This is a genomic window from Shewanella glacialipiscicola (assembly GCF_023283485.1).
Classification (GTDB): domain Bacteria; phylum Pseudomonadota; class Gammaproteobacteria; order Enterobacterales; family Shewanellaceae; genus Shewanella; species Shewanella glacialipiscicola.
The window spans coordinates 278,408-291,188 of sequence record NZ_JAKILU010000001.1; the positions used below are offsets into that span (position 1 = coordinate 278,408).

Genomic DNA, 12,781 nt, shown 5'->3' on the forward strand with positions numbered 1-12,781 from the left:
CCTAGGGGAATTTCTTGTCAGAGGGTAAAGGAGAGAACTGACGACCATAATATAAATTAGGCACAGGTTTCGCATTCAGATAATAGCTAGGTTCTGCTCGATTACTTGTATCTAAGTTCACTTTCCATTGTGTTGCTGAGACTTTTTCAGTGCCAATAGCAAATTTACCTGCAAATTCACTCACAGGTTCGCCTGTTTCTTGTGCAGGATAGAATCTCACTAAGTAATAGCCCGTATCGATAGCCCCATTACCCCATATTTTACGTTTGGTAACACGAAAATCTATGTCAATACTTGCTTTCTTTTTGCGGATTTTATCGAAAAATTTTTGATAAATTGCCACAATGCTGTCCCTGCCATAATAAATTTCCTTATTCTGACTTTCTGAAAGATAACTCGCATCATCAGTGTAAATCTCGCGGGTAACTTCAGACGATAATTGATTAAATGCACCAATAAACAAGGGGTAATTAGCATTAATCAACTGTTCGACAGAAGAGGTAGTTTGTGTTGTAGCTGGATTAGCGACGCTTGGCATCGACAATAAACACATTAGCAAGAGCGGCAAAAATTTCATCACGTTATTCTAATTCTGGCAATCATGGCGTCACTATAATGTAGCCGTCCTCTGAACTAAAGCCTTGAATGTTTACAAAGTGTGTTCGGCATAAAAAATTACAAGGAGCTTTTACCTATAACTTTGCGTTGGAACGAAGAGTTTGGATAGGTTTGGCTATTTCAAGTGAGTCTTTGCATGCTTCGAGTTTTTTGCATGATGGGGTGATTATGCAATCAAGTTTGATAGTCCAAGATGACTGTAAATTCATTATCCACAGTTTGATTCTATTGTTAATGCAGTAATTATTGCTTCAGCATTATCACAGGCGCTTAATCCCAGCGCGAATGTTCGGCGAAGGCAATTTTACTGCGACTAATTAATAAAATAACCCAATTCACTCATGCTTATTGCTTTTATAGTTCGTGGTTTACCTAAACCAGAGTATTTTGTGAAAGGGTTAATTAAGTTGTTGGTTATACTTATTTCGCCCAGAGAGAACGCAGGTTATAAAACGGTAGTTTTAACTAATTTTAGTTTGACATCCGTAGTGGCAATGTTTAATTTAAACGAGTGTTTAAATTATTTCAAGGTCACGGAATGGCAAGTCGATCTGATACAAAAACTAGAATACTTGATGCCGCTGAAAAATTGTTCGCCGAACGGGGTTTTTCTGAAACTTCCTTGCGACTGATTACCAGCAAGGCTGAGGTGAATTTAGCATCGGTTAATTATCACTTTGGTTCTAAAAAAGAGTTGATCCGTGCCGTATTAGCGCGTTATTTAGATGTGTTTATGCCAGCGGCTTCAAACCAAATGAACCATTTACATTCCGCCCCAGTACAATCAACGCTGGAAGAAATTCTCTCTTCGTTGGTTGATCCGCTGTTGGATTTAAACGCATTACGTGCTGAAGGCACGACGATCTTCTTGCAGCTTTTGGGTCGCGGTTATATCGAAAGCCAGGGACATTTACGTTGGTTTATCACAACGCATTACGGCCAGCATTTAAATGCATTTGTTAAAGCTGTTTCCGCCAGTGCGCCGCATATTCCATCGGCTGAAATGTTTTGGCGTTTACACTTTACCCTAGGTACGATTGTATTCACTATGGCGTCTGCCGATGCTTTAAACGATATTGCAGCAGCTGAATTTGGTGAACATAACGATATTGAAGCTGTGATCCGTAAAGTCATCCCCTACATGGCGGCTGGTATATCAGTCCCGGTTGAAAATTAATAAAAGGTATTGATTATGTTGACGATTATAATTATTGCCCTGGTTGCCATTATCGTGTTTTTTGCGGTAAAAAATATCCGGATGCAGTTTATTACGCGCCCAGTGTTTAGTTTTTTCAAAAAAGTCTTGCCGCCGTTATCTGATACCGAGCGTGAAGCGATGGAAGCAGGTGATGTATGGTGGGAAGGAGAGTTATTTCGTGGCAATCCAAACTGGAATATGCTGCACAGCTATGGTAAACCGACCTTAAGCGCAGAAGAAAAAGGCTTTATCGATAATCAAGTCATGACAGCACTGACAATGATTGATGATTTCGACATAGTGCATAACCGTAAAGATTTACCGCCAGAGCTGTGGGAATACTTTAAGAAAGAAGGTTTCTTTGCACTGATTATTCCGAAAAAATTTGGTGGTAAAGGCTTCTCTGCATACGCTAACTCAACCATTGTCAGTAAATTAGGTAGCCGTAGCGTTAGCGCAGCGGTCACAGTCATGGTGCCAAACTCCTTAGGCCCTGGTGAGTTACTGACTCACTATGGTACCAACGAGCAGAAAGAACGTTGGTTACCGGCTTTAGCCAAAGGCGATGAAATTCCTTGTTTTGCATTAACAGGTCCAGAAGCGGGCAGTGACGCAGGTGCTATCCCAGATATCGGTATTGTCTGTCGTGACACGTTTAATGGCGAAGAAATGCTTGGGCTAAAACTTACCTGGGATAAGCGTTATATCACGCTTGCTCCAGTGGCGACGGTTCTGGGTTTAGCGTTCCAAATGCGCGATCCTGAAGGTCTGCTTGGTGATAAAAAGAATTTAGGTATTACCTGCGCGTTGATCCCAACGGATCATCCTGGTGTGGTTATTGGCCGTCGACATAATCCGCTGGGTATGGCGTTTATGAACGGCACGACTCAAGGTAAAGAAGTGTTTATCCCGTTAGATTGGATTATCGGCGGCCCCGAGTTTGCCGGTAAAGGCTGGCGTATGCTGGTTGAGTGTCTATCAGCTGGTCGCGGGATTTCATTGCCAGCATTGGCAACGGCTTCTGGTCATATGGCGACTAAGACGACAACGGCTTACAGTTATGTGCGTCATCAGTTTGGTATGGCCATTGGCCAGTTTGAAGGGGTGCAAGAAGCGCTGGCGCGCATTATTGCCAACACCTATCAATTAGAAGCGGCGCGTTGTTTAACTACCACAGGTATTGATCTTAAAGTTAAGCCTTCAGTTGTCACGGCGATTGCCAAGTACCATATGACAGAACTGGGCCGTTCAGTGATGAACGATGCCATGGATATTCAATCGGGTAAGGGTATCCAATTAGGGCCTAAAAACTATTTAGGCCACCCTTATATGTCCAACCCGATTTCGATTACTGTTGAGGGGGCAAATATCTTAACTCGCTCCTTGATGATTTTCGGTCAAGGCGCGACGCGCTGTCATCCTTACGTGCTTGCCGAAATGGAAGCTGCAGCGATGGAAAACCAACATGAAGCATTAGAACGCTTTGACGCCCTATTGATGGGTCACATGGGTTATGCGACTCGTAACGCCTTTAGTGCACTATTTAATGCCCTTACAGGGAGTCGTTTTGGTAGTGCGCCAGTGAGTGGTGAAACGAAGCAGTATTATAAAGATATGACGCGTATTTCATCTGCATTAGCGGTAATGACAGATTTATCCATGCTGATCATGGGCGGTGATTTAAAGCGTAAAGAAATGATCTCCGCTCGTATGGGTGATGTACTGAGTCAGTTGTATTTAGGCTCGGCAACCTTAAAGTTATTTGAGGATAATGGTCGCCAACAGGATGACTTACCTGCGGTACGTTATGTAATGGCGAACCGTTTACACTTAGCGGCTAAAGCGCTCGAAGATACAATACGTAACTTCCCAAGCCGTCCGGTGTCTTGGTTATTGCGTGGTTTAATCTTTCCGTTAGGTAATCATTTCAATGCACCGACGGATAAAATGGCAACTGACTTAGTCGGTGGTATGTTAAAACCTGGGCCTGCCCGTGACCGTATTACCTTTTTGTGCCCTGAGTTTGAAGGGGATAAAGGTGGTATTGCTGAAGTAGAGCAAGCATTTATTGCTCAATACGCCTGTAAAGACATCTATAAAAAGCTCAAACAAGCTCAGCGTGCCCGAGAGTTGCCAGTAAAAGTGCCTAATATTATGTTGTTCGCCGCAGCATCAGAAAAAGGCCTGATTACTGCTGATGAAGAACAAAAGCTGCAACACGCGGATAAACTGCGTTTAGCTGCCATAAATGTGAATGATTTCGAAGCGTTATAGTCATCATTTTTGCGCTTTACTCCAAGCGGTTTGATTGAACCGTTTGGACTTCTCTTTAGAATAAGAGATTACAGAGTAAATAGTAGACATAAAAAAACCACCTTTAATAAGGTGGTTTTTTATTGGCTTTGGTTTCTAACGAGCTTTAGTCGTTAGAAACAAGGTAAACGGTTCATGCAACTAAGCAACGATCAACACTTTACTGGTGTTAGTGCCGCCAATCGTTTCCATAGAGTCGCCTTTGGTCATCAGCACCATATCACCACTATTCAAATAACCTGCAGCAGTTAATGCTTCTAACGCTTTTTGCGCTAGCTCATCAGCTGGATAGATAGTTGAATCGAAATAGATAGGTAATACGCCGCGATACAACGCCATTTTAGCCAGTGTTGTTGCGTGACGTGATAAACCAAGAATAGGCAGTGCAGAACTAATGCGTGACATTAACTGTGGCGTTGCCCCAGATTCAGTCAGAGCAATAATCGCCTTAACGCCTTCAAGATGGTTAGCCGCATACATAGTTGATAATGCAATGGTTTCTTCAACTGAAGTGAAACGCACATCAAGTCTATGCTTAGACACAATCACACTTGGATGAGCTTCCGCACCAATACAAACACTTGCCATCGCTTTGACGGTTTCTTCTGGGAAGTCACCGGCTGCTGTTTCGGCAGATAACATTACCGCATCAGTGCCATCAAGTACTGCGTTTGCCACGTCCATCACTTCGGCGCGGGTTGGCATAGGGCTTGAAATCATCGATTCCATCATCTGCGTTGCAGTGATGACGACTTTATTCAGCTGGCGTGAGCGGGCGATGAGTTTCTTTTGTACCGCAACGAGTGCTGCATCACCAATCTCAACACCTAAGTCACCACGGGCAACCATGACAACGTCAGAGGCTAAAATCACATCATCCATGGCGGCATCGGTTGCAACGGCTTCTGCACGCTCAACTTTGGCCACAATTAAGGCATTACAACCGGCTTGGCGAGCTAAATCACGGGCGTAATCTAAATCAGCACCACTGCGCGGGAAAGACACAGCTAAGTAATCAACTTGGATCAGTGCAGCAGTCAGAATGTCTGCTTTGTCTTTTTCGGTCAGCGCAGCTGCAGAAAGTCCACCGCCTTGCTTGTTAATACCTTTGTTGTTAGATAAAGGACCCGCCACAGTGACTGTAGTATGTACTTTACGGCCTTCAACACGCTCAACGCGTAATTGAACACGGCCGTCATCTAGCATCAAGATATCGCCGATTTTAACATCGTCAGGTAACTGTTTGTAATCGATACCCACTTGCGTCTCGTCGCCTTCGCCTTTTGCAAGCTCTGCATCAAGTACGTAGGCTTGCCCTAATACGAGTTGTACTTTCTTATTATCTTTGAAAGTAGAAACGCGAATTTTAGGACCTTGTAAATCACCAAGAATAGCGACATGAACGCCCAACTCTTTTGCGATTTCGCGTGCTTGAGTTGCTCGTTTTAGATGATCTTCTGGGGAACCGTGGGAAAAGTTAAGACGTACAACGTTTGCGCCTGCCGCGATAATGCGACGTAGATTATCATCACGATCTGTGGCGGGGCCTAGAGTGGTGACGATTTTGGTTCTGCGGAACATAAGATACTCCGTTAAAGTTAAAAAAATCTTGGGGCTATATTACCATGCAATTGCAGATTTTGTAGTAAAGTTACAATCAAATTGATCTAAAGTTATGTATGAAAATTGTGAGGTATCGCCGATATTTGCACGATTAATGGCTAGGTTAACGGGTAACACTAGCCAGATTTAGAAAGGAAAGAGAATTACAGTATCGGATCTTTATTGATGCGAGACTCTTTTAACACTTCCTTCACACGTTTCAAATTATCGCGGAACCGTGGGCCTCGACGTAAGGTAAAGCCCGTAGCCAATACATCTATAGTCACCAATTGGGCTAAACGCGAGGCCATAGGTAAATACATGTCGGTATCTTCTGGTACTTCCATCGTTACAGGCAGGGTACATTCCATCGACAAAGGTGAGTTGCGTGCGGTGATACCAATCACAGCTGCGCCGTTTTCTCTCGCTAAACGCGCTATTTCAATCAATGACTTAGTACGGCCAGTGTGTGAGATTAATACCACGACATCGCCTTCATTACTGTTGATGCAGCTCATGCGTTGCATTAGAACATCGTCAAAACAGATGACAGGCACATTAAAACGGAAGAATTTATTTTGTGCATCATGGGCGACAGAAGCGGAGGCTCCTAGGCCAAAAAAAGAAATTGTCTTAGCTTGAGTGAGAATATCAACCGCTTTATTGATAGCTGAAATATCTAAACTTTGGCGGGCGGTATCGAGCGAAGCCATTGATGATTCGAATATTTTTGTTGTATATGACTCTGTCGAATCATCCTCTTCAACATGGCGGCTCACATAAGGTGTACCGTTTGCAAGACTTTGTGCTAGATGTAACTTAAAATCAGGGAAGCCTTTAGTATCTAAACGGCGGCAGAAACGATTCACAGTAGGTTCACTGACATCTGCCATCTTAGCCAGTGTGGCAATGCTAGAGTGTATAGCTGTTTGTGGCGATGCTAAGATCACCTCTGCAACCTTGCGTTCTGATTTACTAAAATGGGTGAGGCTTTTTTGAACCTTTTCTAGGGTATTCATACGCGTATGTCCGCTAAATGGAGAATGTAATTTTATTTTTTGTTTAGTAGGGCAGATCAAACGTGAAAACCCCACTGATTAGTTTTATGTAGTAATTTTTATTACAATTTTACAATAAGACTTTATTACCTTCAGTAATTTAAGCACAAAAATCATATCAGATTTATAGGCTAAGTGCCTAGTTAGCTAGAATGTTAATATTGATAAAATTTGATGCATTTAACAAATTCTGTTGTTATATTACAACAAAAATGTGGATTTCTTCATCGACATGAAGGAACACGGCATACAAAGGAGATCGTAACGCAATGGGCAAAACAACATCAGGCGCCAAAGCTTGTGACTTCGTACTCTTTGGTACTAAAGGCGATTTGGCACGACGCAAGTTGTTACCTTCTTTATACCAGCTAGATAAAGCTGAACTTCTCGATAAAGATACGAAAGTGATCGGTGTCGCAAAAGATGAGTTTACTCAAGATGAGTTTATCGAATTAGTCACGCTTGCATTAAACACCTTCGTGAAAGAGCCTTTGTGTGACGAGACTCTGCAACGTTTCCTCTCTCGTTGCCATTATATCGGCACCAATTTTACTGCTTCTGCTGGCTACAGTGCGTTTCATGATTTGCTCAAACCAGAAGAGCGCGTCATGGTCAGCTACTTTGCTACGCCGCCATCGATATTTGGTGATATCTGCCGTTGTTTACATGAACAAGATCTTATCCATCCCGATTCTCGCGTAGTGCTCGAAAAGCCCATCGGTTCAGACTTAGATTCTTCTCGCGTTATTAATGATCAAGTCTCGGCTTACTTCAAAGAACGTCAGGTTTACCGTATTGACCATTATTTAGGTAAAGAAACCGTACAGAACTTGATTGCGCTGCGTTTTGCCAACTCGCTATTTGCCTCCAAGTGGGACAACCGCACGATTGACCACGTCCAGATCACCGTTGCTGAAGAAGTGGGTATCGAAGGCCGTTGGGGATATTTTGATAAAGCGGGTCAGATGCGCGACATGATCCAAAACCATTTGTTGCAAGTGCTGACATTGGTTGCCATGGATCCGCCCGTTAACTTAGATGCTGACAGTATTCGTGATGAAAAAGTGAAAGTACTTAAATCACTGCGGCCGATCAATTCTGACAATGTGTATGAAAATACCGTACGCGGTCAGTATAGTGCTGGCTTCTTAAAGGGCAGTCCTGTACCGGGTTATCTCGAAGAAGAAGGGGCTAACGTTCAGTCGAACACTGAAACCTTTGTGGCAATTCGTGTTGATATCGACAACTGGCGCTGGGCTGGCGTGCCTTTCTATTTGCGTAGCGGCAAACGTATGCCGTTTAAGAGCTCTGAAATTGTGGTGTATTTCAAAAATCCACCGCATAACCTCTATCGCTCAAGCTACCGTAATCTACCGCCCAACAAGCTAACGATCCGTTTGCAGCCCCATGAAGGGGTTGAAATTCAGATGATGAATAAAGTACCGGGTCTGGAACAAAAACAACGTCTACAAACCACCAAACTCGATTTGAGCTTCTCTGATACCTTTAAAAATGAGCGTATCGCTGACGCCTATGAGCGATTATTACTTGAAGCTATGCTGGGTAATCAAGCGCTATTTGTGCGCCGCGATGAAGTCGAGCAAGCATGGACTTGGGTTGATGGCATTATTCAGTCGTGGGAGCAAAGCAACGAAAAGCCAAAACCTTATCCAGCGGGTACGTGGGGGCCGGTTGCATCTGTTGCCTTGATCACGAAAGACGGCCGTTCATGGGACGAGTAGGAGGCTTTGATGATTAAAGAAACCGTATTTAAATCTTTCGATACGCCAAGTGCGTTAGAACAACAGCTTGCAAATAGAATTGCCAGCCAGTTACAAGAAGCGGTTGATGCCCGCGGAAAAGCCAGTTTAGTGGTTTCCGGTGGTTCAACGCCGCTTAATTTATTTCAACTACTGAGCATGAAGTCCATCGATTGGAGTGATGTGTACATTACGCTTGCCGATGAGCGCTGGGTTGAAGCCGACACCGATGCTTCTAATGAACGTTTGGTACGAGAGCATTTATTACAAAACCGCGCTGCGAATGCCAAATTTCGTGGTTTAAAAAATATGTTCTCGACCGCAGAAGCCGGCGCCGATATGGCCGCTGAATCTTTGTCTAATTTCCCACGTCCTTTTGATGTCGTGGTATTAGGCATGGGTAACGATGGTCATACTTGTTCGTGGTTCCCCTGCAGCGCCGAGCTTGATAATGCACTAACAACCAAAGCCTTGTGCGTGGCGACTAACCCTACCACAGCGCCCCATGGCAGGATCACGCTTTCCAAGAGCGCAATCCTGAACAGCAGACAAATTTATCTGCACTTAGTCGGGGAACAGAAACTATCCGTATATCGTCAAGCGTTAGAAAGTGACGATATCCATGCAATGCCCATTAGAGCCATATTAGCGCAGCGTAAAACGCCCGTTGATGTGTTCTGGAGCGCTTAAGGAGCGACTATGCATTCAGTAGGAATACACTCAGTAGTTCAAGCTGTTACCGACAGAATTATTGCCCGTAGCAAAGCATCACGTGAAGGTTATTTAGCCGCATTAAATGATGCCCGTAATAATGGCGTACACCGTAGCTCATTGAGCTGTGGCAATTTAGCCCATGGTTTTGCCGCCTGTAATCCAGACGATAAAAATGCTTTACGCCAATTGACCAAAGCCAATATTGGCATTGTTACCGCATTCAACGATATGTTGTCAGCACACCAACCCTATGAGCATTATCCTGAATTGCTGAAAAAAGCGTGTCAGGAAGTCGGTAGTGTTGCTCAAGTTGCGGCCGGTGTGCCAGCAATGTGTGATGGTGTGACCCAAGGTCAACCCGGTATGGAGTTGAGCTTACTGAGTCGCGAAGTCATCGCCATGGCAACGGCAGTGGGCTTGTCTCACAATATGTTTGATGGTGCTTTACTGCTCGGAATTTGCGACAAAATTGTACCTGGTTTGCTTATTGGTGCGCTAAGTTTTGGTCACTTACCTATGCTATTCGTGCCAGCAGGCCCGATGAAATCAGGTATCCCGAATAAAGAAAAAGCACGCATTCGTCAGCAATTTGCCCAAGGTAAAGTGGATCGCGCGCAGTTGCTTGAAGCTGAAGCTCAGTCATACCATAGTGCGGGTACATGTACTTTTTACGGTACTGCCAACTCGAATCAGCTGATGCTTGAAGTCATGGGTCTACAGTTACCGGGCTCTTCTTTTGTTAATCCAGACGATCCACTGCGTGAAGCCTTAAGTAAAATGGCAGCTAAGCAAGTATGCCGTTTAACCGAAATGGGCACGCAATACACTCCAATCGGTGAAGTGGTCAGTGAGAAGTCAGTGGTTAACGGCATTGTGGCGCTGTTAGCGACAGGCGGTTCAACCAACTTGACCATGCACATTGTTGCCGCAGCACGCGCTGCCGGTATTATTGTGAACTGGGATGACTTTTCTGAATTATCCGATGCAGTGCCATTAGTGGCGCGCGTTTATCCAAACGGTCACGCCGATATTAACCATTTCCACGCCGCAGGCGGTATGGCTTATTTAATCAAAGAATTACTCGATGCGGGTCTTTTACATGAAGATGTAAACACTGTAGCGGGCTTTGGTTTGCGCCGTTATACCCAAGAGCCAAGATTACTCGACGGTGAGCTACGCTGGGTCGATGGGCCAACGGAAAGTTTGGATAAAGAAGTTTTAACCTCAGTGGCGACACCTTTCCAAGCCAATGGCGGCTTGAAATTATTAAAAGGTAACTTAGGCCGTGCGGTGATTAAAGTATCGGCGGTACAAGTAGAGCACAGAATCGTCGAGGCGCCCGCTGTGGTGATTGACGATCAAAACAAACTTGATGCCTTATTTCAATCAGGCAGCTTAGATAGGGATTGTGTTGTGGTGGTTAAGGGCCAAGGCCCGAAAGCTAACGGTATGCCAGAACTGCACAAGTTAACTCCATTATTGGGTACGCTCCAAGACAAAGGCTTTAAAGTCGCACTGTTGACCGACGGTCGTATGTCTGGCGCGTCGGGTAAAGTCCCTGCGGCGATTCATTTAACCCCAGAAGCCTTAGATGGCGGCTTAATCGCTAAAGTCCAAGATGGCGACTTGATCCGTGTTGATGCGTTGACAGGCGAACTGAGCCTGCTCGTCTCTGAAGCTGAGCTTGCTACCAGAACCGCTGGAATTGTAGATTTACATCGCTCACGTTATGGCATGGGCCGTGAATTATTTAGTGCGCTACGTTCAAATCTAAGTAGTCCAGAAACTGGTGCGCGTTGTACTAATGCCATCGATGAACTTTATTAATAAAAAGGAAGAATAACGCAATGCTTGAGAATAACTGGTCACTACAGCCACAAGATATTTTTAAACGCAGCCCGATTGTTCCTGTGATGGTGATTAACAAGATTGAACATGCGGTGCCATTAGCGCGAGCATTGGTAGCCGGTGGCATTAGTGTGTTAGAAGTGACACTGCGTACGCCTTGTGCACTTGAGGCTATCACTAAAATTGCCAAAGAGGTGCCTGAGGCTTTAGTGGGTGCAGGGACTATTTTAAATAAAGCTCAGCTTGACCAAGCTATTGCGGCTGGCGCGCAGTTTATTATAACCCCAGGCGCTACGGTTGAACTGCTTAAAGCGGGTATGGATTGCCCAGTACCATTAATTCCTGGTGTTGCGAGTATTTCTGAAGTAATGACCGGCATGGCGCTGGGTTATACTCATTTTAAATTCTTCCCAGCTGAAGCCTCTGGTGGTGTGGATGCACTGAAAGCGTTTTCAGGTCCGCTAGCTGATATTCGCTTCTGCCCAACAGGCGGCATAACCCCAAGCAGCTATAAAGATTACTTAGCGCTGAAAAATGTCGATTGTATTGGTGGCAGCTGGATTGCGCCAACGGATGCAATGGAACATGGTGATTGGGAGCGGATCACTCAGCTTTGTAAAGAAGCTATCGGCGCTTTATAAAACGAGTTATAAATCACAATAAATTAAAAAACCACCGCAAGGTGGGGTTGTCTTAAATTGATATGTAATGTGTACAAGTTATTTGATTAAACAATAACTTAAAGTGTCCATAAAATGAAGCCTTAAGCGATTAGCTTGGGGCTTTTTTATGCTTATGAACATGGAGTGGTGTTAAGCAAAAGACCAATCCGCAAATCAACTTAGTCTAAAATTATAAAATATCTTCTTTATGCTGCTTCACGATACGCTGAACTGATGAAAGGCTAATTGAAAGTTGTTCCGCAATCTTTCGTTGGCTCACACCTTCATTAAGTAAACTGATTGCCTCAGCCGTTTTACGCATAGCAGTTGTTCTCCCTTTATAAACTCCTTTATCTTTAGCGACTGCAATACCTTCACGTTGCCTTTCTTTTTTGATATCCACCTCAAATTGATAAACCGCCCCAATCAGATTAAGTAAAAGTTCGTTTGTAGGATTAGATTTGTCTCCTGTAAAAGTAAGATTTTCTTTAATAAATCTGACAGATACGCCTTTACTTGTTATTTGATGGAGTAACTCGTTTAAGTCTTTAAGAGACCTAGCAAGGCGACTGATATCGTCCACCAGCACTTCATCACCAATAGCTAGATTGATAATCATGTTTTTAAGCGCAGGACGGTTTGTTGTTCTCCCTGAAATTTTATCGATGATCTGTGTGTAACCTTCTGGCGTTTTAAGCTCCTGACGGTCTGTATGCTGCTGTGTTGTCGATACTCTGATGTAGTGATACTTAGCCATTGTGTTAACCCCAATTGATTATCTAAAAGCATCTTAACTTACTGATGATGTATTCACAAGTCTAAACCCTAGGTTCGAAGGCAAGTTGCTCTCTTTTATCCTATGTTATAGGCCATTTTTGTATTCAGCTTAAAGTGTATTCACAGGGTATAGATATGAAGTCGTTTGAAGGTATTTATAATGATAGCTATCACTGACCTAAAATTAACAATGTGCTAATTATCTTGAGGTATATCAATTTTACTGCAGCG

The 12,781-nt window shown here is 43.9% G+C and carries 10 protein-coding genes; 6 read left to right on the forward strand and 4 right to left on the reverse strand.

Annotation, left to right across the window (positions count from 1 at the left end):
* Position 1 precedes the first annotated feature (1 nt).
* Entirely contained in the window at positions 2-577 is a 576-nt protein-coding gene (locus tag L2717_RS01155; RefSeq protein ID WP_220774325.1) for a DUF4440 domain-containing protein, read from the reverse strand.
* 579 nt (positions 578-1,156) lie between these two features.
* On the opposite strand from L2717_RS01155, the gene psrA reads away from it, so the two are divergent.
* Both psrA and L2717_RS01165 read left to right on the forward strand, forming a co-directional pair.
* Positions 1,157-1,795: a TetR family transcriptional repressor PsrA gene (gene psrA / locus L2717_RS01160; RefSeq protein ID WP_220774324.1), complete on the forward strand. Its 639-nt coding sequence runs from the start codon at positions 1,157-1,159 to the stop codon at positions 1,793-1,795.
* A gap of 15 nt (positions 1,796-1,810) precedes the next feature.
* Complete coding sequence (locus L2717_RS01165) at positions 1,811-4,090, forward strand: acyl-CoA dehydrogenase (RefSeq protein ID WP_220774323.1); 2,280 nt, start codon at positions 1,811-1,813, stop codon at positions 4,088-4,090.
* 180 nt (positions 4,091-4,270) lie between these two features.
* On the opposite strand, the gene pyk is transcribed toward L2717_RS01165, so the two are convergent.
* Together pyk and L2717_RS01175 are read right to left on the reverse strand one after the other, a co-directional pair.
* Entirely contained in the window at positions 4,271-5,710 is a 1,440-nt protein-coding gene (gene pyk / locus L2717_RS01170) for a pyruvate kinase (RefSeq protein ID WP_220774322.1), read from the reverse strand.
* 185 nt (positions 5,711-5,895) lie between these two features.
* Positions 5,896-6,750 (reverse strand): MurR/RpiR family transcriptional regulator, encoded by an 855-nt coding sequence (locus tag L2717_RS01175; RefSeq protein WP_006081563.1) that lies wholly within the window; start codon positions 6,748-6,750, stop codon positions 5,896-5,898.
* A 308-nt stretch (positions 6,751-7,058) separates the two neighbouring features.
* Between L2717_RS01175 and zwf the strand changes: the two genes are divergently transcribed.
* From zwf to L2717_RS01195, 4 genes are read left to right on the forward strand one after another with little or no spacing between them, the layout of a single operon-like run.
* Complete coding sequence (gene zwf / locus L2717_RS01180; protein WP_220774321.1) at positions 7,059-8,531, forward strand: glucose-6-phosphate dehydrogenase; 1,473 nt, start codon at positions 7,059-7,061, stop codon at positions 8,529-8,531.
* 9 nt (positions 8,532-8,540) lie between these two features.
* On the forward strand, positions 8,541-9,239 hold the full coding sequence (pgl, locus tag L2717_RS01185; RefSeq protein ID WP_220774320.1) for a 6-phosphogluconolactonase: 699 nt from the start codon (positions 8,541-8,543) through the stop codon (positions 9,237-9,239).
* A 24-nt stretch (positions 9,240-9,263) separates the two neighbouring features.
* Positions 9,264-11,090, forward strand: a complete 1,827-nt coding sequence (gene edd, locus L2717_RS01190; RefSeq protein ID WP_220774326.1) for a phosphogluconate dehydratase — start codon at positions 9,264-9,266, stop codon at positions 11,088-11,090.
* 20 nt (positions 11,091-11,110) lie between these two features.
* Positions 11,111-11,752 carry a bifunctional 4-hydroxy-2-oxoglutarate aldolase/2-dehydro-3-deoxy-phosphogluconate aldolase gene (locus tag L2717_RS01195; RefSeq protein WP_220774319.1) on the forward strand — a complete coding sequence of 214 codons (642 nt, stop codon included), beginning with the start codon at positions 11,111-11,113 and terminating at the stop codon, positions 11,750-11,752.
* Between the two features lie 211 nt (positions 11,753-11,963).
* On the opposite strand, the gene L2717_RS01200 is transcribed toward L2717_RS01195, so the two are convergent.
* Positions 11,964-12,530, reverse strand: coding sequence for a recombinase family protein (locus L2717_RS01200; protein WP_248937956.1), 567 nt, complete (start codon positions 12,528-12,530; stop codon positions 11,964-11,966).
* Positions 12,531-12,781: the final 251 nt, after the last annotated feature.